General features: G+C 67.5%; 24 protein-coding genes. 13 read left to right on the top strand and 11 right to left on the bottom strand.

The genetic code is table 11. The features are described from left to right. Nucleotides 1-101 precede the first annotated feature (101 nt). The 6 genes from ACK5F2_RS00420 (at nucleotide 102) to ACK5F2_RS00395 (ending at nucleotide 3,911) form a co-directional block, all read left to right on the top strand. A complete protein-coding gene (locus ACK5F2_RS00420) occupies nucleotides 102-806 on the top strand; it encodes a Bax inhibitor-1/YccA family protein (RefSeq protein ID WP_409861991.1) in 705 nt (234 codons plus the stop codon). Between the two features lie 71 nt (nucleotides 807-877). Beyond that, a complete protein-coding gene (locus ACK5F2_RS00415; RefSeq protein WP_409861988.1) occupies nucleotides 878-1,369 on the top strand; it encodes an aminoacyl-tRNA deacylase in 492 nt (163 codons plus the stop codon). A 64-nt stretch (nucleotides 1,370-1,433) separates the two neighbouring features. Beyond that, nucleotides 1,434-2,111, top strand: coding sequence for a glycerol-3-phosphate 1-O-acyltransferase PlsY (plsY, locus tag ACK5F2_RS00410; RefSeq protein ID WP_409861986.1), 678 nt, complete (start codon nucleotides 1,434-1,436; stop codon nucleotides 2,109-2,111). A 4-nt stretch (nucleotides 2,112-2,115) separates the two neighbouring features. Beyond that, nucleotides 2,116-2,463 (top strand): RidA family protein, encoded by a 348-nt coding sequence (locus ACK5F2_RS00405; protein ID WP_409861985.1) that lies wholly within the window; start codon nucleotides 2,116-2,118, stop codon nucleotides 2,461-2,463. 182 nt (nucleotides 2,464-2,645) lie between these two features. After that, nucleotides 2,646-3,431 carry an MBL fold metallo-hydrolase gene (locus ACK5F2_RS00400; protein WP_409861983.1) on the top strand — a complete coding sequence of 262 codons (786 nt, stop codon included), beginning with the start codon at nucleotides 2,646-2,648 and terminating at the stop codon, nucleotides 3,429-3,431. Between the two features lie 102 nt (nucleotides 3,432-3,533). Further along, nucleotides 3,534-3,911: a glutaredoxin family protein gene (locus ACK5F2_RS00395; RefSeq protein ID WP_409861981.1), complete on the top strand. Its 378-nt coding sequence runs from the start codon at nucleotides 3,534-3,536 to the stop codon at nucleotides 3,909-3,911. A gap of 13 nt (nucleotides 3,912-3,924) precedes the next feature. On the opposite strand, the gene ACK5F2_RS00390 is transcribed toward ACK5F2_RS00395, so the two are convergent. Genes ACK5F2_RS00390 through ACK5F2_RS00380 form a run of 3 tightly spaced genes read right to left on the bottom strand, consistent with a single transcriptional unit; the run spans nucleotide 3,925 to nucleotide 6,425 of the window. After that, nucleotides 3,925-4,548, bottom strand: a complete 624-nt coding sequence (locus tag ACK5F2_RS00390) for an L-threonylcarbamoyladenylate synthase (RefSeq protein ID WP_133602450.1) — start codon at nucleotides 4,546-4,548, stop codon at nucleotides 3,925-3,927. Nucleotides 4,549-4,569: 21 nt separating this feature from the next. Further along, nucleotides 4,570-5,517, bottom strand: coding sequence for a DMT family transporter (locus tag ACK5F2_RS00385; RefSeq protein WP_409861979.1), 948 nt, complete (start codon nucleotides 5,515-5,517; stop codon nucleotides 4,570-4,572). Further along, the gene (locus tag ACK5F2_RS00380) at nucleotides 5,514-6,425 is read right to left on the bottom strand and encodes a 3',5'-nucleoside bisphosphate phosphatase (protein ID WP_409861978.1); all 912 of its coding nucleotides are present in this window, start codon (nucleotides 6,423-6,425) and stop codon (nucleotides 5,514-5,516) included. Before ACK5F2_RS00380 ends, ACK5F2_RS00385 begins: the two co-directional genes overlap by 4 nt. 148 nt (nucleotides 6,426-6,573) lie before the next feature. On the opposite strand from ACK5F2_RS00380, the gene ACK5F2_RS00375 reads away from it, so the two are divergent. Continuing rightward, on the top strand, nucleotides 6,574-6,780 hold the full coding sequence (locus tag ACK5F2_RS00375; RefSeq protein ID WP_409861977.1) for a hypothetical protein: 207 nt from the start codon (nucleotides 6,574-6,576) through the stop codon (nucleotides 6,778-6,780). A 9-nt stretch (nucleotides 6,781-6,789) separates the two neighbouring features. On the opposite strand, the gene recJ is transcribed toward ACK5F2_RS00375, so the two are convergent. Continuing rightward, nucleotides 6,790-8,568: a single-stranded-DNA-specific exonuclease RecJ gene (recJ, locus tag ACK5F2_RS00370; RefSeq protein WP_409861989.1), complete on the bottom strand. Its 1,779-nt coding sequence runs from the start codon at nucleotides 8,566-8,568 to the stop codon at nucleotides 6,790-6,792. 14 nt (nucleotides 8,569-8,582) lie between these two features. Further along, the gene (locus tag ACK5F2_RS00365) at nucleotides 8,583-9,518 is read right to left on the bottom strand and encodes a hypothetical protein (protein WP_409861976.1); all 936 of its coding nucleotides are present in this window, start codon (nucleotides 9,516-9,518) and stop codon (nucleotides 8,583-8,585) included. Between the two features lie 122 nt (nucleotides 9,519-9,640). Here ACK5F2_RS00365 and ACK5F2_RS00360 point away from each other — a divergent pair, with 122 nt between their 5' ends. Then, the gene (locus ACK5F2_RS00360; RefSeq protein ID WP_409861975.1) at nucleotides 9,641-10,513 is read left to right on the top strand and encodes a UDP-2,3-diacylglucosamine diphosphatase; all 873 of its coding nucleotides are present in this window, start codon (nucleotides 9,641-9,643) and stop codon (nucleotides 10,511-10,513) included. A gap of 9 nt (nucleotides 10,514-10,522) precedes the next feature. After that, nucleotides 10,523-12,589 carry a polyphosphate kinase 1 gene (gene ppk1, locus ACK5F2_RS00355; RefSeq protein WP_409861972.1) on the top strand — a complete coding sequence of 689 codons (2,067 nt, stop codon included), beginning with the start codon at nucleotides 10,523-10,525 and terminating at the stop codon, nucleotides 12,587-12,589. Between the two features lie 15 nt (nucleotides 12,590-12,604). Here the strand turns inward: ppk1 and ACK5F2_RS00350 are convergent, their stop codons facing one another. Next, nucleotides 12,605-14,110 (bottom strand): exopolyphosphatase, encoded by a 1,506-nt coding sequence (locus ACK5F2_RS00350; protein WP_409861970.1) that lies wholly within the window; start codon nucleotides 14,108-14,110, stop codon nucleotides 12,605-12,607. Between the two features lie 491 nt (nucleotides 14,111-14,601). On the opposite strand from ACK5F2_RS00350, the gene ACK5F2_RS00345 reads away from it, so the two are divergent. Next, entirely contained in the window at nucleotides 14,602-15,378 is a 777-nt protein-coding gene (locus ACK5F2_RS00345) for a ZIP family metal transporter (protein ID WP_133602959.1), read from the top strand. A gap of 57 nt (nucleotides 15,379-15,435) precedes the next feature. On the opposite strand, the gene ACK5F2_RS00340 is transcribed toward ACK5F2_RS00345, so the two are convergent. The 4 genes from ACK5F2_RS00340 to ACK5F2_RS00325 form a co-directional block, all read right to left on the bottom strand. Further along, on the bottom strand, nucleotides 15,436-15,870 hold the full coding sequence (locus ACK5F2_RS00340; RefSeq protein WP_409861969.1) for a universal stress protein: 435 nt from the start codon (nucleotides 15,868-15,870) through the stop codon (nucleotides 15,436-15,438). 86 nt (nucleotides 15,871-15,956) lie between these two features. Continuing rightward, nucleotides 15,957-16,811 (bottom strand): sulfurtransferase, encoded by an 855-nt coding sequence (locus ACK5F2_RS00335; RefSeq protein WP_409861968.1) that lies wholly within the window; start codon nucleotides 16,809-16,811, stop codon nucleotides 15,957-15,959. Between the two features lie 8 nt (nucleotides 16,812-16,819). Then, nucleotides 16,820-17,716 (bottom strand): DMT family transporter, encoded by an 897-nt coding sequence (locus tag ACK5F2_RS00330; protein ID WP_409861967.1) that lies wholly within the window; start codon nucleotides 17,714-17,716, stop codon nucleotides 16,820-16,822. Between the two features lie 104 nt (nucleotides 17,717-17,820). After that, nucleotides 17,821-18,933 carry an aromatic ring-hydroxylating oxygenase subunit alpha gene (locus ACK5F2_RS00325; RefSeq protein WP_409861966.1) on the bottom strand — a complete coding sequence of 371 codons (1,113 nt, stop codon included), beginning with the start codon at nucleotides 18,931-18,933 and terminating at the stop codon, nucleotides 17,821-17,823. A 287-nt stretch (nucleotides 18,934-19,220) separates the two neighbouring features. On the opposite strand from ACK5F2_RS00325, the gene xseB reads away from it, so the two are divergent. The 3 genes from xseB to dxs are packed head-to-tail and all read left to right on the top strand — an operon-like array spanning nucleotide 19,221 to nucleotide 22,297. Further along, the gene (gene xseB, locus ACK5F2_RS00320) at nucleotides 19,221-19,466 is read left to right on the top strand and encodes an exodeoxyribonuclease VII small subunit (RefSeq protein ID WP_409861965.1); all 246 of its coding nucleotides are present in this window, start codon (nucleotides 19,221-19,223) and stop codon (nucleotides 19,464-19,466) included. 15 nt (nucleotides 19,467-19,481) lie between these two features. Further along, entirely contained in the window at nucleotides 19,482-20,357 is an 876-nt protein-coding gene (locus ACK5F2_RS00315; protein WP_409861963.1) for a polyprenyl synthetase family protein, read from the top strand. Nucleotides 20,358-20,404: 47 nt separating this feature from the next. Beyond that, complete coding sequence (gene dxs, locus ACK5F2_RS00310; protein ID WP_409861962.1) at nucleotides 20,405-22,297, top strand: 1-deoxy-D-xylulose-5-phosphate synthase; 1,893 nt, start codon at nucleotides 20,405-20,407, stop codon at nucleotides 22,295-22,297. Here the strand turns inward: dxs and ACK5F2_RS00305 are convergent. Continuing rightward, nucleotides 22,291-23,226: a LysR family transcriptional regulator gene (locus ACK5F2_RS00305; protein WP_409861961.1), complete on the bottom strand. Its 936-nt coding sequence runs from the start codon at nucleotides 23,224-23,226 to the stop codon at nucleotides 22,291-22,293. The genes dxs and ACK5F2_RS00305 overlap by 7 nt on opposite strands. Between the last annotated feature and the right edge of the window lie 56 nt (nucleotides 23,227-23,282).

Below are 23,282 nucleotides of genomic sequence, written 5' to 3'. Positions count from 1 at the left end.
CGACGCCGGACGCCGACTACCGGCAGGGCGAGCCCGTCCTGCGCACTGATTCCCCTCGCGGCCCCGTGCCGCTCAACCGCCCTCAGGGCTTATTCATCATGATGAACACTCACGACACCTCCTATGGCGCCATGAGCTATGGCACCACCGTGCTGCCTTCGGTGCAGGAACGCAACCGCGTGCTGCGCAATACCTACTGGCTGCTGGCCCTGTCCATGCTGCCCACCGTGGCCGGCGCCTGGCTGGGCCTGGCCACCGGCATTTCGCGCGCCATGTCGCCCGGCGTGGGCCTGGTGGTCTTCCTGGTCGGCAGCTTCGGCTTCATGTTCCTGATCGAGAAGACCAAGAACTCGGCGGCCGGCGTGCCGGCTCTGCTGGCCTTCACCTTCTTCATGGGCGTGATGCTCTCGCGCATGCTGGCGGTGGTGCTGGGAACGGCCAATGGCGCCGGTCTGATCATGACCGCCTTCAGCGGCACGGCCCTGATCTTCCTGGGCATGGCCACGCTGAGCAGCGTGATCAAGCGCGACCTCAGCGCCATGGGCAAGTGGCTCTTCATCGGCGCCATGCTGCTGCTGGTGGCCGGCATCGCCAACATCTTCCTGAAGTCCAGCGCCCTGATGCTGACCCTGGCCGTGCTCGCCATTGGCATCTTCTCCGCCTTTATCCTCTACGACCTCAAGCGCGTGCGTGATGGCGAGGAGACCAACTACATCACCGCCACCCTGGGCGTGTACCTGAGCCTGTACAACGTGTTCCAGGCCCTGCTGGCCCTGTTCGGTCTGGGCGGCAACAACGAGGATTGAGCCCTCGCGGCCAGCCTCTAGAACCCAGGGCCTGCCGCGGGAGCGAGCGGCCCTGGGCGAGAATCGCGGGCATGTCCAAAAAGCATGTCAGCGAAACTCCCGCCACCCAGCTGCTGCGCCGCCAGGGCGTGGCCTTTGGCGAACATGTCTATGACTATGTGGACCATGGCGGCACGGCCGAGAGCTCGCGCCAGCTGGGGGTGCCCGAGCATGAGGTGGTCAAGACCCTGGTGATGCAGGACGAGCGGGCCCAGCCCCTGATCGTGCTGATGCATGGCGACTGCCAGGTCAGCCTCAAGGAGCTGGCGCGCCAGATTCCCTGCAAAAAGGTGGAACCCTGCAAACCCGATGTGGCCCAGCGCCATAGCGGCTATTTGGTGGGAGGCACCTCGCCCTTCGGCACCCGCAAGACCATGCCGGTCTTTGTGGAACGCAGCGTGCTGGCCCTGCCACGCATCCTGATCAATGGCGGACGGCGCGGCTATCTCCTCAGCCTGGATCCGGCTTGCCTTGAGACCTTGCTGCAGGCCCGGGCCGTGGATTGCGCCCTGCGCGAGACCTGAGCCACACCATCCGCGGGTGCGTCCCGAGCCGGGGCGGTCCGCAATGCCGCCACAATAGCGCCCCATGCAAGACACCCTCTATCCCCTGCTGGCCATGCTGGCCGGCTATCTGATTGGATCCCTGTCCTTTGCGGTCATCATCAGCCGCGTGATGGGCCTGTCCGACCCCCGCAGCTACGGTTCGGGCAATCCCGGCGCCACCAATGTGCTGCGCTCGGGCAACAAGGCCGCCGCCATCCTGACCCTGGTGTTCGACGCGCTCAAGGGCTATATGCCGGTGCTGCTGGTGCTGCTCTTCGGCCCGGATTTCGGCCTGGGCGAAGGGACGGCAGCCCTGGTGGGCCTGGCCGCCTTTCTGGGGCATCTGTGGCCGGTGTTCTTTGGCTTCAAGGGCGGCAAGGGCGTGGCCACGGCCGCGGGCGTGCTGCTGGCCGTCAACCCCCTGCTGGGCGCAGCCACCCTGGCCACCTGGCTGATCGTGGCCTTCTTCACCCGCTACTCGTCCCTGGCCGCTCTGGTGGCCTCGGTCTTTGCCCCCTTCTATCAGATGCTGATCTGGGGCATGGGCCCGGTGGTACTGACCGCCGGCCTGATGGGCCTGCTGCTGATCTGGCGCCACGAGGCCAATATCCGCAAGCTGCTCAACGGCACCGAAAGCCGCATCGGCCAGAAGGCCGCGCCGTCCAAGCCCGCGGCCGCGGCACATTCCCGCAAGCATTCCAAACATCACAAGGATCATTGACATCATGAGTCTGCAACGCTTTGACGTCGGCGCCCGCCTGTCCGAGATGGCCGTCTACAACGGCGTGGCCTATCTGGCCGGACAGGTGCCGGAAGACGCCACGCAGGACATCACCGGCCAGACGGCCCAGGTGCTGGCCGCCATCGACAAGCTGCTGGCCCGCGCCGGCAGCGACAAGAGCAAGATCCTGATGGCCCAGATCTTCATCAAGGACCTGGCCGAGTTCCCCGGCATGAACGCTGCCTGGGACGCCTGGGTGGCCGAGGGCAATGCGCCCCCGCGCGCCACGGTGCAGGCCCATCTGGCCCGCCCGGAGTGGAAGGTGGAGATCGTCGTCACCGCGGCGGTCTGAGCCTGATGCGCTGAGCGGCCGCGCTTGCCGCCATTGAGAAACGGGTCGCTGCGGCGACCCGTTTGTCTTTGGGGGCCGGCTAGCGGCTGCCGCCAGCCGCCTGAACTTGACGAAAAGCAAGTCGCCTCGACCGCGTAATCCCTACATTGGCGCCTCCAGTCAAGCAGGGAGCGTCAGGAACCATGTCCATCGAGCTGTTTCGCCAAGGCCGTCATCTATGCCTGATGTTCTCGGATCTGCACGAGGAGGAGGGCGGTGAGGCGGTGCAGAGCAACCAGTTCCTGCTGGTGCACGGCGATAGCGGTGCCATCCTCGATCCGGGCGGCAATCTGGCCTACAACGAGCTGTATCTGGGCCTGAACCAACATCTGGCCCCGAGCAAGCTGGCGGCCATTCTGGCCTCGCATGCCGACCCCGACATCATCGCCTCCCTGGACCGCTGGATGACCAGCACCAGCACGGCCAAGGTCTATATCTCCCGGGTTTGGGAACGCTTTGTGCCGCACTTCTGCAAGCCGGGCAAGACGGTGGGACGCATCCACGGTCTGCCAGATGCGGGAGGGCGCCTACGCCTGGGCGAGGGGGCCAATGAGTTTGAGTTGCTGGCCCTGCCTGCGCACTTCATGCATGCCGAGGGAAACTTCCAGTTCTACGACCCGATCAGCAAGATCCTCTTCTCGGGCGACCTCGGGGCCTCCATGGGGGCGGGCCTGAACCCCGCCAAGCCGGTGAGCAGCCTGCGCGAGCACATCCGGCATATGGAGGGCTTCCACCGCCGCTACATGGTCAGCAACAAGGTGCTGCGCCTGTGGGCGGCCATGGTGCGGGATCTGGAGATCTCCATGATCGTGCCTCAGCACGGCGTGCCCCTGACGGGCAAGGCCGTGCGCGAGTTCATCGACTGGGTTGAGGGCCTGGCCTGTGGCATCGACCTCATGGGCCCGGACAACTACCGCGTGCCCGACTGAGCGGATCCGGGCTCAGCCCAGATCCGCAGGTGCCAGCCCGAAGGGATCGTCCAGGCTGCGCGAGGGCGGGGCGGCCGTGAGGGCTGGGCCTAAGATGTGGGCGTGAATATCCCGCTTCCTTCTTGGCTGCGCCGGCATGACCTCTGGGTGCTGCTGGTCCTGATCCTGGTTTTCGGAGGGCTGGCCCGCTGGGCGGGTTCGCGGCAGTCCGAGGATGAGGCCCAGCGCCTGCGCGCGCTGGCGCGGCCGGGCGACATCCTGATGATCTCCTCGGAGACCTGCGTGTTCTGCAAGCGGGCGCGCCTGTGGCTGGATGAGGCTGCCGTGCCCTACCGCGAGTGCCTGATCGAGCGTGATGCGGCCTGCCTGGCCGAGTACCAGGCGCGCGGCGGGCGGGGCACCCCCACCTTTGTGGTGCGTGGCCACACCCTGCTGGGTTTTGACCGCCCGCGCATGCTGGCCCTGCTGGGCGAGCGCTAAGCCCGGTTTCGGTTCAGAGGCCCAGCTGCTGCGGGTCGCCGCGGCCCAGGCGCACGATTTCAGGCTCGTCCTGGCTCATGTCCACCACGGTGGTGGGCTGCATGGGGCAGGCGCCCGCATCGATGATCAGCTGCAGCAGCTTGTCGTAGCGCTGCGAGATGTCCTGTGCGTCGTTGAGCGGCTCGCTGTCTTCGGGCGGAATCAGGGTGGTGGCCAGCAGCGGCTGGCCGAAGATGGCCAGCAAGTCCTGTGTGACCCGATGATCCGGCACGCGCAGGCCTATGGTGCGGCGCGAGGGATGCGACACCCGTCGCGGCACCTCCTTGGTGGCCTGCAGGATGAAGGTGAAGGGCCCGGGCGTGGCGTTCTTGATCAGGCGGTACTGGCGGTTGTCCACGCGGGCATAGTTGGCGAGCTCGCTGAGGTCGCGACACAGCAGGGTCAGGTGATGCCTGTCGTCCACGCCGCGGATGCGGCGCAGGTTTTCCGCGGCGGCCTTGTCGTCCAGATGGCAGACCAGGGCGTAGCTGGAGTCGGTGGGAATGGCCGCGATGCCACCCTGGTGCAGGATCTGCGCGGCCTGGCGTAGAAAGCGCGCCTGGGGGTTGTCGGGGTGAACTTCAAAGAGTTGGGCCATGGTGGCCCGATTCTGGCCGATTCAATCGGCCACGGTATCGCTGCAGACCCGGGAGGGTGGCGCGCGCCGCACATTCAGCCAGGCCGAGGCCGCGCCGCAGGCCGAGAGCACGCCCATGCCCAGCCAGGCATAGCCGTCCGGCACATGGTCGAAGGCCAGATAGCCGATGCCCGCGGCCACCGCGATCTGCACATAGACCAAAGGCATCAAGGTGCCGGTGGGCGCCAGGCCCAGGGCCAGGATCAGCAGCAGATGACCCACCGTGCCCAGCAGACCGATCAGGGCCAGCATGACCAGCTGTCCGGAACTGGCCGCGGCGAGGCTGGCCGCCACATCCAGGCCAGGCCAGGCGGCCAGCAGGGGCGTGAGCACCAGGGTGCCGGTGAGGCCGGTGTAGAAATGGGTGGTGTAGGGGCTCTCCAGGGCCGAGAGCTTGGCGGTGAGCACCTGGAAGCTGGCATAGCTCAGTGCGCCGGCCAGTGGAAAGAGCACGGCCCAGCCGAACAGGCCGCTGCCTGGGCGGATCACGATCAGGGCACCGGCAAAGCCGCCGATCACCAGGGCCCAGCGCAGGCGCGAGACCGGCTCGTGCAGCACGGTGGCCGCCAGCAGGGTCACCAGCACCGGGGTCAGCATATTGATGGCGGTGAACTCCGCCACCGGCATGTGCTGCACGCCGTAGAAGCTCATGGCGCTGGTGAAGAGCAGCAGCAGGCCGCGCAAGGCCTGAAAGCGCGGATGCGCGGCGCGAAAGGGCTGGCGCTGGCGCCCGCTGAAGGCCGCCCAGCCCAGCCACAGCGTCATGCTCAGGGCCTGGAAGCTGTAGCGCGCCCACAGGATGAGCAGCACCGGCAGGAATCCGCCCAGGTAGCGGATGCTGCTGTCCATGCTGGCAAAGCAGCTGGCCATCAGCACGATCAGCGCGATGCCCAGCAGGGGGCGCTGAGTGCGCGGGGCGGTGGCGCTCACGCGGCGGCGGCCGCGGTGGGGCGGTGGATGCGCGGGGCCAGCAACTCCCAGATGGGGCGCAGGCGGCCCGAGAGCCCGGCGTCCAGCCGGCCCAGATCGGTGCGGCTTTCCTCGGGGCTGTGGAAGTCGGAGCCGCGCGAGGCGTAGAGCCCGAACTCCAGCGCGGTTTCGGTGTACTTGGCGGCGTCGGCCGCGGTGTGGCTGCCGGTCACCACCTCCACACCGCGTCCGCCATGGGCGATGAACTCGGTGAAGAGCGCGTATTCCTCGGTGGGCGTGAAGGGGTAGCGGCCCGGGTGGGCGATCACGGCCTCGCCGCCGGCCTCGCGCACCCAGCGCACCGCGTCACCCAGGCTGGCCCATTTGTGCTCGACAAAGCCTGGCTTGCCCTCGGTGAGGAAGCGGCGGAAGACCTCGGGGATGTCGCTGCAATGCCCCGCCTCGACCAGAAAGCGGGCGAAGTGGGTGCGCGAGATCAGCTCGGGGTTGCCCACATACTGCAGCGCGCCTTCGTAAGCGCCCTTGATGCCCACCTGGGCCAGGCTGGCCGCCATCTCGCGGGCGCGCTCGCCGCGGCCGCCACGGGTGGCGCGCAGGCCGGCGGTGAGCGCCTCGTCGCGGTGCTCGAAGCCCAGGCCCACGATATGCACCACGCGGCCGGCAAAGCTCACCGAGATCTCGGTGCCGGTGAGGTAGGGCAGGCCCAAGGCCAGAGCGGCGTCCAGCGCGCGCTGCTGGCCGCCGATCTCGTCATGGTCGGTCAGGGCCCAGAGGTCCACCCCGTTGGCCTTGGCGCGGGCAGCCAGCACCTCGGGCGCCAGCGTGCCGTCGGAAACCGTGGAGTGGCAATGCAGATCGGCATTGCTGCAGATGTCCAAGGTGGCGCTGGGAGGGGTTCTTGGGTTCACACGAGCATTTTACGGGTGGGGGGCGGAGGCCCCCAGGCTAGGGACTTTGTACGCCATTTCAGGGCCCTGCCAGGAGGCTTGTGCCGCACCACTCTTGTGTCCCACAATGATTCCGATAGGCCGGCCTGCGGCGCATGAGGGTTGTGCAATGCACCAGGATGTCGTGTTGTGGAGGGTGGTCTACACCCACCGGGCCAACTTGACCAGCGGTCCCTTTGCCGCCGGCCCCTGGCACCCGGACAAAGGCTATATCGAGCACTGCGCGGCGCAGCTGCGCAACTACGCTCTGCAGGTGGGCGTGCAGAACAATCAGCAGGCTACCAAGGCCGTGTCAAGCTGGATCAAGGCCGGCTGAGCGCGTCGATCAGGTCGTAGCGCCGGCCGGCCGGGCCGCCTGCTCGCTCATGGCCTCCACAATCATCTGCACCCGCTGCTGGCCCTGATATTCGTCCAGGGCCAGGCGGTAGGCCAGATGGCCGCGCTCGGGCACCGGCTCGATGTGGCCGAACCAGATGGCGTCGCGCAGCGGGCCGCTGGGTCCACCCTGGCGCACCCGCAGCTTGAGATGGCGCTCGCCCACGATGCGCTGCGACACCACCTGCACCGGGTCGCAGAACAGCGGGGCCTCGAAGGCCTGGCCCCAGACCTGGGCCTCAAGCTGCTGCACCACCTCGGCGCTGAAGGCCTCGGGCGGCAGGGGACCGTCGGTGCGCAGGGTGCGGGTCAGGGCCGCGGCGTCCAGCCATTCACGCGCCACGCGTTCCAGGGCCGCACCAAAGCTCTGGACGCGGCTTTCCGCTTCTTCCGGTGACTCGGCCTGCAGGGTGCAGCCGGCGGCCATGGCGTGGCCGCCGAACTTTTTGAGCAGCTCGGGCTCGCGCTTGGACACCAGGTCCAGCGCGTCGCGCAGATGAAAGCCCGGGATGGAGCGGCCCGAGCCCTTGAGCTGGCCGTCCGCGCCCAGGGCGAAGACAAAGGTGGGGCGGTGCAGCCGGTCCTTGACCCGGCCGGCCACGATGCCCACCACGCCCTCGTGGAACTCGGGCTCGTACAGGCACAGCGCCGCGGGCGGCTCACCCTGCAGGGCAGGCTCGGCCAGCAGCTGCTCCAGTCGCGCTTCGGCCAGATCGCGCATGCCGGCCTCGATCTCGCGGCGCTCGCGGTTGATGGTGTCGAGCTGGCGGGCCAGTTCCAGGGCGCGCTCGGCATTGTCGGTGGTGAGGCACTCGATGCCCAGGGTCATGTCCGAGAGCCGGCCGGCCGCATTGATGCGCGGGCCCAGGGCGAAGCCCAGGTCCGTGCTGCTGGCGCGGCCCGCGTCGCGGCCGGCGGCGCTGAAGAGGGCGGCCACGCCGGGCTGCATGCGGCCGGCGCGCATGCGGCGCAGGCCTTGCGCCACCAGGCGGCGGTTGTTGGCATCCAGACGCACCACATCGGCCACGGTGCCCAGGGCCACCAGGTCCAGCAGGCTGTCCAGGCGGGGCTGCTCGCGCCCCTCGAAGGCGCCACGCCGGCGCAGCTCGGCGCGCAGGGCCAGCAGGGTGTAGAAGGCCACGCCCACACCGGCCAGGTTTTTGCTGGCGAAGCCGCAGCCGGGCTGGTTGGGGTTGACCACGGCGTCGGCCTCGGGCACGGCGGTCTCACCCTCCACCAGGGCCGGCAGATGGTGGTCGGTGACCAGGACCTTGAGCCCACGCTCGCGCGCATGGGCCACGCCGGTGAAGCTGGCAATGCCGTTGTCCACCGTCATCAGCAGCTGGGGCTTGAGGGGCAGGGCCAGCTCCACGATGGCAGGCGTGAGGCCATAGCCATGCACCGCGCGGTCGGGCACCACATAGACCACGCTGCCGGGGTGTGCGCCCAGCAGGTAGAGGCCGCGCAGGGCCACGCTGCAGGCGGTGGCACCGTCGCAGTCATAGTCGGCCACGATGCAGATGCGCTCGCCCGCCTGCAGGGTATCGGCCAGCAGGACCGCGGCCTCGCTCATGCCCTTGAGGCCTTCGGGCGGCAGCAGCTGGGCCAGGCCCTCGTCCAGCTCCTCGGGGCGTGCCACGCCGCGGGCGGCGAAGAGCCGGGCCAGCAGGGGCGGCACCCCGGCCTGTTCCAGGGCCCAGCTGGCGCGCGGCGGCACATCGCGCAGCATCAGGCGCGGCGCGTTCACAGAGCCTCCAGCAGAGGCTGTACGGCGGCGGGGCGCGGCCCGGCCAGGCGCTGCCAGAGCCCACCCAGGCCTGTCGCCGGCGCTCGCGGCGCGAACTCGCGCGCCAGGCGCTCGCCCGCCAGGGTCAGGCTCAGGGGCTGGCCGGCGCGGACCCGGTCCAGGGCCTCGGCCACCGGGCCGGCGTCCAGCGCCGTCCAAGCCTCGGCCCAGGCGGCCCAGTCCTGGGCCAGCAGGGGCTCGCGCAGACGCTCGTCCAGGCGCAGCTCAGGCGGAGGTGTCTGGGGCAGGGCCAGCCCGCAGCCGCTGATCCAGACCGAATTCAGTGGCAGGGCACCGCGGGCTTCGCGCGCGCCGTTCAAAGCATGGCCGTGCAGGGCCATCTGCAGCTCATTTTGCAGGGTGCGCAGGCGCCGGGCCTCGGGCATCCAGGGGTCGACATTGCGGTTAATCACGCGGTCCAGACTGGCCGAGGCCAGCCCCGCCAGATCGGCATGGGCCACATACCAGCGGCCGGGCGCCCCCCAGGCGCGCTGCCAGCCTTCCTCGGCCGGGAAGAGCCAGGCCAGGGCCTCGAAGAAAGCGTGCGATTCGGCCTCGTCCAGGGCCAGGGCGGCGGGATCCAGGGCCGTGACCTGGTCGCTGCCCACCGAGAGGTGCAGGGGGGTGAGCAGGGCCCAGGCCTGGTCGCCCACCGCGATGCCATCGGCGCGAGCCTGGGCGACGGCCAGGGCGGGCGGTGTTGCGGTGGGCCAGCCCCAGAGCCGGGCCAGGGCCAGCTCGTGCGGCAACTGCAAGGCGTATTCATCGCTGCCCAGCTGGGCCACGGGCTCCAGCCGGCCCAGCAGCTCGGAAAGGCGCGGCAAGGTCAGGGTCTGCAGGGCCTGGGTGGCGGCCTCGCCCAGGGCGCTGGCATGGGGGATCATCAGATGCATGCTGCGATTATCCCGGGGCCCGCGAATGGTCGCGCCTGAGTCTGGCGCGGCGCTTGGGGCGTCACCCAATCTTCATTTGGCTGCCATGGGCCGGACATGGCCCGGCCCCAAGCTGGCGGCTCATGAAGCCCTCTGCCTACCTTCCGCGCGCCGCCCCCGAGCCCAGCCCGCCCGATGCGGCGGAGGAGGGGGGCTCGCTGCGCGTGCGCACGGTGTGGATCTCGGATCTGCCTCTGGGCAAGCCGGGCTGCCAGGCCCAGGCCCTGCTGGAGTTCCTGCGCCAGGTGGACTGCGAGCAGCTCTTTCTGGTGGGCGACATCATCGATGGCTGGCAGCTGCGCCGCAGCTGGTACTGGCCGCAGGCGCACAACGATGTGATCCAGAAGATCCTGCGCAAGGCGCGCAAGGGCTGTCGCGTGATCTTCATCCCCGGCAACCACGACGAGTTCGCGCGCCGCTACCTGGACCACAGCTTCGGCGGCGTGGAGGTGGCCGAGGAGTGGATGCACCAGACCGCCGATGGCCGCCGCCTTTGGGTCACCCATGGCGATTTGTATGACGGCGTGATCCAGTGCGCGCGTTGGCTGGCCCTGCTGGGCGACCATCTGTATGAATTTGCGCTCAAGCTCAACCGCTGGCTGAACTCGGCGCGCGCGCGCCTGGGTCTGCCTTACTGGAGCCTCTCGCGCTATCTCAAGCTCAAGGTCAAGCGCGCGGTCAGCTATGTGTCTGATTTCGAGACAGCCCTGGCCCGTGAAGCCAGAAAACGCGGCGCCGATGGTGTGGTCTGCGGCCATATCCACCAGGCCGAGTTGCGCGAGATCGAGGGTGTGCTCTATGCCAATGACGGGGACTGGGTGGAGAGTTTGACGGCCCTGGTGGAACATGCCGACGGGCGCCTGGAAATCCTGGACTGGAGCGCCCTGGCCGTGACGCCGCAGCAGGCCTTGGCGCCCGACCTGTCTGGTCATGGAGTTGTCACCCAATCTTCATAGAATGAGGCGATGACGCAGTTGCCCGCGGTTCCTTCTTCATTGACCCTGCTCAACCGCGAGCAGGCCATTCTCGAGTTCAACCGGCGTGTGCTGGCCCAGGCACAGCGCGATGATGTTCCCCTGCTGGAGCGCCTGCGCTATATCTGCATCGTCTCCTCGAATCTGGACGAGTTCTTCGAGGTCCGCTTTGCCGATATGCTGGATGCGGCCCGTGATCCGGGGTCTGGCATCACGGCCCGAGATGTTGAGCGGGTGGGGGCGGCGGCCCATGAGCTGATTGACCAGCAGTACAGCATCTTCAACGAGCAGGTGATGCCGGCGCTCAAGGCCCGGCACATCCTCACGCTCAACCATGCCGACCGCAACGAGGCCCAGCGCGCCTGGGTGGCCCGCTTCTTCGAGCGCGAGGTGCGGCCCTTGCTGGTGCCCGTGGGCCTGGATCCGGCTCACCCTTTTCCGCAGGTGGCCAACAAGTCCCTGCATTTCATCGCCCGCATCTCGGGCAAGGACGCGCTGGGCCGCGACACCCGCATCGCCATCGTCAAGGTGCCGCGCGTGCTGCCGCGGGTCATCAAGCTGCCGGCCGCGATCAGTGACGGCCGCCAGGCCTATGTGCTCTTGACCAGCGTGATCCGTGCGCATCTCGAGGAGCTGTTTCCGGGGCGGCAGGTGGAGGCTTTCTCGCAGTTTCGTGTCACCCGGGATTCCGACCTGGAGGTCGACGAGGAGGAGGTGGCCAATCTTCGCCACGCCCTGCGCTCGGGTCTGACCACCCGTCATTTCGGCCGCGCGGTGCGGCTGGAGGTGGTGAATACCTGCCCGGAAGAGCTGGCCAGCTTCCTGCTGGAACAGTTCCAGCTGCCGGCTGCGGCGCTGTACCGGGTGAATGGTCCGGTCAATCTGGTGCGCCTGAACGAACTGATCGACCTGACCGAGGCCGATGAGCTGCGCTTCCGGCCCTATGAGCCCGCTTGGCCCCAGCGTCGCCTGCCGCGCGGCAAGAGCATGTTCGAGCAACTCAAGAAGCACGATGTGCTGCTGCACCACCCCTTCGAGAGTTTCGAGCCGGTGGTGCAACTCTTGCGCGAGGCCGTCGCCGACCCCGATGTGCTGGCGATCAAGCAGACCGTCTATCGCACCGGCAGCAAATCCGAGCTGATGGACCTGCTGATCGAGGCGGCGCGGCGTGGTAAGGAGGTGATGGTCGTCGTCGAGCTGAAAGCGCGCTTTGACGAGGAGGCCAATATCAACTGGGCCGAGCGCCTGGAGGCGGTCGGTGCGCAGGTGGTCTATGGCATCGTCGGGCTCAAGACCCACGCCAAGCTCCTGCTGGTGACGCGTCGCGAGGGGAGCAAGCTGCGTCGCTATGTTCACCTATCGACCGGCAACTACAACCCCAAGACCGCGCGTCTTTACACGGACCTGGGCTATCTCAGCGCCGACCCGGAGCTGACCGCCGACGCCGACACGGTGTTCAGCCAGCTCGCCTCGCTGTCCAAGTTCAAGGCGCCCAAGCGCCTGCTGCTGGCGCCCTTCAATCTGCACAGCCGGATGCTGGAGTTCCTGGGGCATGTCACCGAGGCGGCACGTGCCGGATACAAGTCGCGCGTGGTGCTGAAGATCAATGCGCTGACCGATGCCGAGCTGATTCAGGGCCTGATCCTCGCGGCCCAGGCCGGCGCGCGCATCGACCTGATTGTCCGTGGCGCCTGCATGCTGCCGCCGGGGCTGCCCGGCGTCAGCGACAACATCCTGGTGCGCTCGGTGGTGGGCCGCTTTCTGGAGCATTCGCGCATCAGCTATTTCCGTTGGGGTGATGGCGAGGACCAGGAGGCCCTGTACCTCTCAAGCGCCGACTGGATGAGTCGCAATATGTTGCGCCGCATCGAGGTCGCCTGGCCGGTGCTGGATGCCAAGTTGCGTCAGCGTGTGATCGACGAGGCCTTGCAGCCCTATCTGCATGACAGCCTGGATGCCTGGCAGCTGAGCCCCGATGGACGTTCACACCGCGTCTCTTCGGAGGGACTCAGTGCTCAACAGGCCCTGATGGCTCGATTCGGTGGCGAGCCCGGCTGAGCCTGCCGGCAGGGTTCAGCTGTCGAGCAGGACGCGCAACTGCTCGCTCTTGGACCAGGCTTCCGCCTCTTCGCGCAGCAGGTAGACGGCGCGCGGATGGGTAGCCGCCCAGCGCTTGGCCGGCTTGAGCAGAACCTGCTGACGCTCCCGGCTCAGGCTCAGGGCTTGAGCACTGACGGGCTCGCGGGCATGGCAGGTCAGCACGGCCAGTCGCAGGGCCAGGACTTGCCACACCAGATGCGGATCGCTGGCGAACTGGGCATCCAGTTTGCGCAGTCCGCCCCTCTGGCCCAGCACCAGATCCGCCAGGCGGCGTAGCTGGCTCTGCGAGAAGCCTGGCGCGTCGACATGGGCCAGCAGATAGGCGCTGTGGCGGTGGTGGTCGTGATGCGAGACCATCATGCCGACTTCGTGCAGATCAGCCGCCCAGCCCAGCTCGCGCCGCTGCTCGCGGGTGGCGTCGGGCTGGAGCTGCTTGTAGAGGCTCTGGGCCAGCCGGCCCACCCGCTTTGACTGCTCCACATCCACGCCGAAGCGCTGCTGCAGCGCCGCCACGGAATGCTCGCGCATATCGCCCTGCCGTCCCGAGCGCTGCGCCATCAGACGGGCATCCAGGTCGAAGATTACGCCCTGACGCAAGGCGCCCTTGGTGGGCTGCAGGCGTTCGATGCCGAACTGGGTCAGCAAGGTGTAGAGGATGCACAAGCCGCCCCCGACCACGGCGCGGCGGTCATCCTTGAGGCCGGGCAGATCCAGCTGGTCGATATGGCCGGCACTCAGGCATTGCTCGATGCACCAGCGCAAGGCCTCGGGCGTGATGCTTCCGTCGGTGATGCCGCTGCCGGCCAGCAGCTGCGCCACCGCACCCACCGTGCCCGACGAGCCCAGGGCCTCCTGCCAGCGACTGCGCTCGAACAAGGCCAGCGCCTCCTCCAGCTCGGCGCCTGCGGCGATCTGGGCGGCCCTGAAGGCCTCGGGCGTGAAGCGACCGTCGGGGAAGAAGCGCAGGGACAGGCTGACGCTGCCCACCTGGAAGCTCTCGGCCAGCTCGGGGGTGGTGCCCTGGCCCAGAATCATCTCGGTGGAGCGGCCGCCGATGTCGATCACCAGGCGGGGCTGCTCCGAGCGCTGCAGCCTGGCCACCCCGGCGTAGATGAGTCGCGCCTCCTCGCGGCCGGAGATCACTTCGATGGGAAAGCCCAGTGCCAGCTCGGCGCGGCGCAGGAAAGCGTCTCGGTTGCGGGCTTCGCGCAGGGTCTGGGTGGCCACGGCTCGCACGCGCTCGGGGGCATAGCCGCGCAGCTCCACTGCAAAGCGCGCCAGGCAGTTCAGGCCGCGTTGCATGGCGGCCTCGGTGAGCATGCCCTCATCATCCAGCCCGGCGCCCAGGCGCACGGTTTCCTTCAGATAGAGCTGACGCCGGTACCGGCCTTGCTGCAACTGGGCGATCTCAAGGCGAAAGCTGTTGGAGCCCATGTCGATGGCGGCAAGGGCGGTGGGTGTGCTGTTCGGCAAGGTCATGATGCTTGCAATTGTCGTGGCAAAGCCGTGACACCTTTCTGTGGAGATCGGTTGACGGTCTGAAACCTCGTGGATGTCGGGCGTATTTCCGACATGGGAGCAGTCCGGGCTTGCGCCATCGCGCGGCTGCGTGCAGTGCTCAGCCGCCTTCCCTGCTTGGGCGTGCCGGCGTATGCGCCAGCGGGGCAAATCGGATTGAGTCCAGCCATGATGCTTGACACGGTTGATAAGATGCTCACAGCCCCAGCCCAGGGATTGGCATTGGCCCGGTGTAGCGGTTTTCAGAGCCAGCCGGATGCGCCGCGCGCCGTTCAAGCCGACGATCGGCCGGTCTATCGCAAGGAGGCCGCTGAGGATGGCTGATCATGCAGCTCGAACCCGCCCTGGGTTCAAGGCGTGATCTGAGCGCCCCTGGAACCCGCCGCCTCGCGAGCAAGCCGCGCCACGCCTCCCAGGGGCGCGGTTTGTTTTTTGTGCCCGACCCTATGTCCATGACCCTCCTCTACATCGTGCTGGCCACCTTGATCGGTGGCCTGCTGTCCGTGGTGATTGCTGCCAGTCTGACCGTGAGCCTGCTCGGGCGCGTGGTCAAGCATCTGGTGAGCCTCTCGACCGGGGTGCTGCTCGGCACGGCGCTGCTGCATGTGCTGCCCGAGGCCTTCGAGGCGCAGGCGGGGGCCCACGAGCTCTTCCTGACCCTGCTGGGGGGGCTGATGTTCTTCTTCCTGCTGGAGAAGGCGGAGCTCTACCGGCACACCCATCATCACGAGGGCGATGGTCACCACCACCACCACCACTTCGACCATGAGCAGGCGGGCCGCGGCGGGCTGGCCGTGCTGGTGGGCGACTCCATCCACAACTTCTGCGATGGTGTGATCATCGCCGCTGCCTTTCTGGCCGACACGCATCTGGGCATGGCCACGGCCATGGCCATCATTGCGCACGAGATTCCGCAGGAGGTGGGTGACTACATCGTGCTGCTGAATGCCGGCTTCAGCCGTGCCCGGGCCCTGGTCTACAACGCCATCTCCGGACTGTCGGCGGTGCTCGGCGGCGTACTTGGCTACTTCGTGGTGGGCGCTTGGGAATCGCTATTCCCCTATCTGCTGGTGGTGGCCTCCAGCAGCTTCATCTATGTGGCCGTGGCGGACCTCATCCCCCAGCTGCAACGCCGTCTGCCCTGGCGTGAAACAGCGGCCCAGCTGGCCTGGCTTGCGGCCGGGCTGGGCCTGGTGCTGGTGGTGTCGGGCGGCGCGCACGCCCACTGATGCGGAGCCGACCCCGGGAGCGCGGCCTTGCCGGGACTCCCGGAGCGTGCGGCGGGGTCAGCGCACGACCAGCACGGGAATGGTGCAGTGGGTCAGCAGCTTCTGGGTCTCGCTGCCCAGCAGCAGGGCCTGGACGCCGCGGCGGCCATGCGAGGCCATGACCACCAGATCGGCCTGGCAGTGGCTTACATGCTCGATGATGGCTTCCCAGGCATGCAGGGCTTCCACGGTGTGGCCTTCGCAGGGCACATCAGCGGCTTTGGCGGCATCCATGACGGTCTTGACGCGCGCGCTGGCGATGCGTTCCTGGGCATCGAAGAATTCCTGCGGCGGGGTGGGCTGCATCTCGGACACCGCGCTGTAGGGGAAGGGCTCCTTGACGCTCACCGCGTAGAGCTTGGCGCCATGAGTCTTGGCCATGCCGATGGCGGTCTCGACCGCCTTGGCGGTGATCTCGGAGCCGTCGGTGGGAATCACGATGCGCTTGAACATGGCAAACCTCCTTCTCTTTGTGGCAAGTCCGGTATCGGACGGTGCAGCCATCTTGCCGCAGCGCTCGGGGGCTGTCTTGCTCTAAGTCAAGCCTTCGCCACCGGTCGGCGCGGGTCGGCCGACCACTCGCTCCATGAGCCGGGGTAGAGCCGAGAGCCGCTGAGGCCGGCGTGCTCCATGGCCAGCAGGTTGTGGCAGGCGGTGACGCCGGAACCGCATTGGTGAACCACCTCGTGCGACTCATAGGGCGCGAGCAAGGCCTGGAACTCCTGGCGCAGCTGTTCGGCCGGCTTGAAGCGTCCGTCCTCCTGGAGATTGAGCTTGAACAGACGGTTGCTGGCGCCGGGGATGTGGCCCGCCTGGCGATCCAGGGGCTCGATCTCGCCGCGAAAGCGCTCCGGCGCACGGGCATCGATCAGGCGCAGACATCCCAGCCCGTTCTGCAGGGCCTGGGCGTCCACGGACGGGGCCAGGCTGTCACGGGGCTGGAAGGGGGCGGCGGGCGCCGGAGCCGGCTGGCCACGCTCAAGCGCGCCGCCCTGAGCCTGCCAGGCCTGCAGTCCGCCATCGAGCACCGCCACGGCGCCGTGGCCCAACCAACGCAGCAGCCACCAGGCTCGCGCCGCATACATGCCGCCCTGGGCGTCGTAGCAGACCACCTGCCGGTCCGGGTTCAGTCCCAGTTCGGCCAGGCGTGCGGCCAGGGCTTCGCGCTCTGGCAAAGGGTGGCGGCCGCGAAAGCTGCCGTTCGCGGCCGTCTTGCTGCCACTCAGATCGCGGTCCAGATGCAGATAGTGGGCGCCGGGCAGGTGGTTCGCGGCATAGCTGCGCTCGCCAGCCTCGGTATCAGCCAGGTCGAAGCTCAGGTCCAGCAATAGCGGTGGGTGTGGGCCGTCCAGCAGTGCTTGCAGCTGGGTGGCGGAGATCAGGGTCTGTTCCATGATGCCTTTCATGATTCGCGCAGGGATTGTTGACTGTCTTTGGGTGTGCTGCGGTTGCGCAGCGCCGTGGCGGCGAGTCCGGCGCCAACGATCATGCCCATGCCCAGCAAGGCGCTCCAGCTGAGCCGGTCCTGGAACACGGCGACACCGTAGATGAAGGAAAACACAATGCCCAGATACTGAAGGCTGGCGTTCACCAGGGTGGAGCCAGTGCCGTAGGCCCGCGTCATCATCAGCTGGGCCGTGCTCGCCAGCAGGCCCACCGCCAGCAGCAGGCCCATGCCGCCGAGGCTGTGGTGGGCATGCCAGTTGCTGCTGAGGCTGCTGATCAGCGCGCCCGCCAGCACGCCGCCGAGCGAGAAGTAGAAGACGATGCGAATCTCGGGCTCACCCGCCCGGCCCAGCGCGGTGACCTGCAGATAGGCCATGGCGGCCAGCATGCCCGAAAGCAGCCCGGCCAGGCCGTGCCAGAGTTGTTGCTGCTCCAGGGTGGGGCGCAGGATGAAGATGACGCCCAGGAAGCCCAGCAGCACGGCCCCCACAAGCCGGCCGTCCACGCGCGCGCTGCCGAGCATGATGGCGCCCCCGATCAGGAACAGTGCCATCCAGACGGAGGACATGTAGTTCAGCGTCATGGCGGTCGCCAGAGGTAGTCCCCCGATCGCATAGAACCAGAGCGACAGGGCCAGCACGCCCGAGGCGCTGCGCCAGAAGTGCATGGCGGGCACGGGGGTGGCAAGGCTCAGCCCTTGGTGGCGGGCCAGCAGGGCCATCAGCGCCACGCCCACCAAGCCCCGGTACATGACGATTTCACTGGCGCTGTAGAACTCGGTCGCCAGCTTCACGCAGACCCCCATGCTGGCAAAGAGGAAGCTGGCGGCAATCATCAGAAGCGGAGCGGGCATGGCCTGATTGTGGCGCCAGCTTCAACAAAAACGCCCCGGCAGCCGGCTGCACGGGGCGTGGGATGTGCGAGACGCGGCAAATGCCGCAGCTGCGCAGGGAGGGCTCAGCCGCCGAAGCGCATCTCGCGGCGGTACCACTCGTGGAAGTGCTGCATGCCATCTTCCATGGGGCTCTGGTAGGGGCCGACCTCGTTGTCGCCGCGCTCCATCAAGGCCTTGCGGCCGGCGTCCATGCGCAGGGCGATCTCGTCGTCCTCGATGCAGGTTTCCATATAGGCGGCCTGGTTGGCCTCCACGAAGTCGCGCTCGAAGGCGGCGATCTCCTCGGGGTAGTAGAACTCCACGATATTGGTGGTTTTCTGCGGGCCCTTGGGGTGCAGCGTGGAGACCACCAGCACATGGGGGTACCACTCCACCATGATGTGCGGGTAGTAGGTCAGCCAGATCGCGCCCTGCTTGGGCGGCTTACCATTGCCGAACTGCAGCACCTGCTCATGCCACTTGGCATAGGTGTTCGAGCCGGGCTTGGACAGGCCCTTGTGGATGCCCACGGTCTGCACCGAGTGGTGGGTGCCAAACTCCCAGGCCAGGTCTTCACAGGTCACGAAATGGCCCAGACCCGGATGGAAGGGGCCGACGTGGTAGTCCTCTAGATAGACCTCGATGAAGGTCTTCCAGTTGTAGTCGCACTCATGCACCTGGACCTTGTCCAGCACATAGCCGCTGAAGTCGAGTTCGGCGGCCGGACCCAGCTTGGCCAGCTGGCCGGCCACATCGTGGCCGTTGTCCTCGAAGAGCAGGCCGTTCCACTCGCGGATCTTGTAGCGGTTCAGGTTCAGGCAGGGGTCCTGCTTGAAATGCGGGGCGCCGATCAGCTGGCCCTGGAGATCGTAGGTCCAGCGATGCAGGGGGCAGACCACGTTCTTGCCGGTATTGCCCCGGCCTTTGAGCATCACGGCCTGGCGATGACGGCAGACGTTGGACAGCAGCTCAATGCCCTGGGCCGTGCGCACCAGGGCGCGACCTTCGCCCTCCTGGGGCAGGGCGTAGTGGTCCCCCACCTCGGGCACGCTCAGGGCGTGGCCGAGGTAGCGGGGGCCATGCTGGAAGATCAGTTCCTGCTCCCTGCGGAACAGGTCCTCATCGAAATAGGATGTAACGGGCAGCTGCGTCTTGCTGCGTTCAAGCGCCGAGAGAGTGAAGCTCAGGTCGGACATGATCCAAGAGGTTCTCCAAGAAACCAATGTCAACCCCCCGACGGCCCCAGTTGTGGCCAAGGAGTCGGGTTTGTGTCAGGAAGGGAAGGAAGCACTGCAGCCACAGGCAGGGCTGCGCAGTGGCGAGGCCGGGATTGTACCCGGGTCGGTTTGCCTGACATTGAGCGAGGGCAAGCTGTCAAGGCTGTGGTGCAGCCGCGGCTGTGGCGCCGGTTTGACAAGCCCCCATGGGGGCGACAGGGTTGGGCAAGTCGCCCCGTCTACAATCGATGGTTTCGTGTGATGAGATGAGCAGAGCCACCACCAAAAAGACGTCCCCGGACGCGATTTCGCCCAGTTACGAGCAGGCGCTCGAGGAACTGGAGCGTTTGGTCGCCTCCATGGAAGGCGGTCAGCTGCCGCTGGACCAGTTGCTGGACAGCTACCGGCGAGGCGCTGAGCTTCTGGGTTTCTGCCGCGCGCGGCTGCAGGCCGTAGAAGAACAGGTGAAGGTGCTGGCGGGTGGGGAGATGAAGTCTTGGGAGGACTCTTAAGCCGTGGACGCAGGTGTGTTTGATCAATGGGTGCAGCGCTCGCTGCACGCCTTCGAGCTGGCGTTGGACGCCTGGGTTCCTGCCGATGCGCCTGCCGGGCTGGGTGACGCCATGCGCTATGCCGTCCTGGGCGGTGGAAAGCGTCTGAGGCCGCTGCTGGTCCTGGCAGGCTGCGATGCGGTGCAGGGGGATGCGCAGGCGGCTCTGCGTGCGGCCAGTGCGGTGGAGCTGATCCATGCCTACTCCCTGGTGCACGACGATATGCCCTGCATGGACAACGATGTGCTGCGTCGCGGCAAGCCCACCGTGCATGTGGCATACGGCGAGGCTCAAGCCATGCTGGCCGGTGACGCCATGCAGGCCCTGGCATTTGAGGTCTTGACGCCAGATGAGGGGGTGTCCCCGGCCTTGCAGGCGAGGCTCTGCGCCCTGCTGGCGCGTGCCTCGGGGCATGCCGGCATGGCCGGTGGTCAGGCCATCGACCTGGCCAGCGTGGGCAAATGCCTGGACGAGCAGGCTTTGCGCGATATGCATCGGCGCAAGACCGGTGTGCTGTTGCAGGCCAGCGTGCTGATGGGCGCGGCCTGCGGGCAGACCAGTCCCCAAGCCTGGCAGTCCCTGTCCGATTACGGGGCCGCGATCGGCTTGGCTTTCCAAGTCGTGGACGATATTCTGGATGTGACGCAGGACTCTGCCGTGCTGGGCAAGACCGCCGGCAAGGATCAGGATGCCAACAAGCCGACCTATGTGTCCGTGCTGGGCCTGGATGAGGCCCACGCTTATGCGTGCCGCTTGCGTGATCAGGCCCACGAGGCTTTGGCCCGCAGCGGCTTGGCGAGCACCGCCTGGCTCAGCGTGCTGGCCGACAAAGTGGTGGACCGGGACAACTGAGTCCTCCCATCTCTACCGAACAACTCAAGCAAGCTGGGAATAAGAGCATGAACTATGCCCTGCTGAAGACCGTCAACAGCCCCTCCGACCTGCGCCGCCTGCCGCGCGCCGATCTCGACAAGCTGGCCGACGAATTGCGCGCCTATGTGCTGGAGTCAGTCTCGAAGACCGGCGGTCATCTGGGCTCCAATCTGGGCACGGTGGAACTGACCATCGCCCTGCACTATGTGTTCAACACGCCGCATGACCGCCTGGTCTGGGACGTGGGTCATCAGACCTATCCGCACAAGGTGCTGACCGGCCGCCGTGAGGCCATGGCCAGCCTGCGGCAGCTCGGTGGCATCAGCGGCTTCCCGCGCCGCGATGAGAGTGAGTACGACACCTTTGGCACCGGTCACTCCAGCACCTCGATCTCGGCTGCCCATGGCATGGCCATGGCGGCCAAGATCAAGGGCGAGGACCGCAAGGCCGTGGCCATCATCGGCGACGGCTCCATGACCGCCGGCATGGCCTTCGAGGCGCTCAACAACGCCGGCGTGGCCCATGGCGGCCTGCTGGGCGATGTGCTGGTGGTGCTGAACGACAACGATATGTCGATCAGTCCGCCCGTGGGCGCGCTCAACAAGTACCTGGCCCGCCTGATGAGCGGCAAGTTCTACGCCGCGGCCCGCGAGGGCGCCAAGTCGGTGCTGAAGAACACGCCGCTCTACGAATTCGCGCGCCGCTTCGAGGAGCACACCAAGGGCATGGTCGTGCCCGGCACCATCTTCGAGGAATTCGGCTTCAACTATGTGGGCCCCATCGACGGCCACGATCTGGACGCCCTGATCCCCACGCTGGAGAACCTGCGTGACAAGAAGGGCCCGCAGTTCCTGCATGTGGTGACCAAGAAGGGCGCCGGCTACAAGCTGGCTGAAGCGGACCCGGTCAAGTACCACGCGGCTTCGGGCAAGTTCGACCCTGCCGTGGGCTTCGTCAAGCCGGCCACACCGCCCAAGCCCACCTTCACCCAGATCTTTGGCGAATGGCTTTGCGATATGGCCGAGCAGGACCAGCGCCTGGTGGGCATCACGCCCGCCATGCGCGAGGGTTCGGGCATGGTGGACTTCCACAAGCGCTTCCCCACCCGCTACCACGATGTGGGCATCGCGGAGCAGCACTCGGTCACCTTCGCTGCGGGCCTGGCCTGTGAGGGGCTCAAGCCGGTGGTGGCGATCTATTCCACCTTCTTGCAGCGCGCCTACGACCAACTGGTCCATGACGTGGCCATCCAGAACCTGCCGGTGCTGTTTGCGCTGGACCGCGCCGGTCTGGTGGGTGCCGACGGCGCCACGCATGCCGGCAACTACGACATTGCCTACACCCGCTGCATTCCCAATATGGCGGTGCTGACCCCGGCCGACGAAAACGAGTGCCGCCAGGCCCTGTTCACCGGCTTCCAGCACAACGGGCCCGTCACGGTGCGCTACCCGCGCGGCAGCGGCGTGGGCAGCGTGGTGCAAAAGGAGATGCAGGCCCTGCCCTGGGGCAAGGGCGAGGTGCGGCGCCAGGGCTCGCGCATTGCCATCCTGGCCTTTGGCACCCTGCTGTACCCGGCGCTCAAGGCCGCCGAGGCCCTGGACGCCACGGTGGCGAATATGCGCTTTGTCAAGCCGCTGGACACGGTCCTGCTGGCCGAGCTGGCGCGCAGCCACGAGGCCATCGTCACGGTGGAAGACAGCTGCCTGATGGGCGGCGCCGGCTCGGCCGTGCTGGAAGCACTGCAGGCCGCCGGCCTGAATGTGCCTGTGCTGCAGCTGGGCCTGCCCGATGAGTTCATCGAGCATGGCGACCCGGCCAAGCTGATGAGCCAGTGTGGCCTGGACGCCGCGGGCATCGAGCAGAGCATCCTCAAGCGCTTCGGCGCCCGCCCGGCCCTGGTGCGCGCGGCGAATCAGTAAGCCGCTGGCCCCTCCAGGGCCTGCTCCAGCTGGGCGGCCAGCGTCTGCGCCGTGAGGCGCAGGCTGGCCAGCAAGGCCAGCGCCAGGGGCTGGGCCGGCCGGAACTCCGGCAGCAAGGCCTGCACCCGAAAAGGCACCGAGACCCCGAAGCGCCGCAGGCGCAGGTCCGGCCCCGCGCAGGCCAGGGCCGTGAGCGGGTTCACCACCGCCAGACCCAGACCCTGCTGCACCAGGGCGCAGACGGCCACGGCGCTGTGCGTCTCCAGCCGCAGCCGCCGCGCCACCCCGGCCGCGCCGAAGATCGCATCCAGCTGCTGCCGGTAGGGGTCTTCCGGCGAGAGGCTGACGAAATCCTCCCCCGCAAAGTCTGCCGGCTCCAGACGGGGCTTGGCCAACAGGCGGTGCCCGGCGGGCAGCACGCAGACCTCGTCCAGGGCCAGCAGCGCCTCGCTGCGCGTGCCCGGGGCCGAGAGACCCGATTCCGACAGGCCCAGATCGAAGCGCTGCGCCCCCATCCATTCCTCCAGCAAGGGCGACTCCTGGGGTGTGATCGCCAGCTCGGCCGCCGGATGCTGGCGCAGAAAGTCCGCGCAGGCGGCGGGCAGCAGGGCATGACTCAGGGCCGGCAGGCACAGCACCGACAGCCGGGAGGCCGCCTCCGCGCGCCCCAGCTGCGTGGCCCGCTCCAGCACCCGGCCCAGGCCCTGGAAGCTGCGCTGCACCTCGTCGAACAGGGCCAGGGCACGGGCATTGGGCCGCAGCCGCCCTGCCTGACGCTCGAAGAGGGCATAGCCCAGCAGCTGCTCCAGCCGCGCCAGCTCGCGGCTCACCGTGGGCTGGCTGCTGTGCAGCAGGGCGGCGGCGCCGGTGACGCTGCCGGCCGTCATCACGGCGCGGAAGACCTCGATATGGCGGTGACCGATGCTCATGGGTCAAACCATATCAGGATTGAATTGAATTAAGAAATGAAAGCATTTGATTGAAT

This window comes from Roseateles sp., assembly GCF_046300915.1.
In the GTDB taxonomy this organism is placed as follows: Bacteria; Pseudomonadota; Gammaproteobacteria; order Burkholderiales; family Burkholderiaceae_C; genus Kinneretia.
Note: the sequence above shows the minus strand (reverse complement) of the source record. Positions and strands in the feature narration are given on the sequence as shown.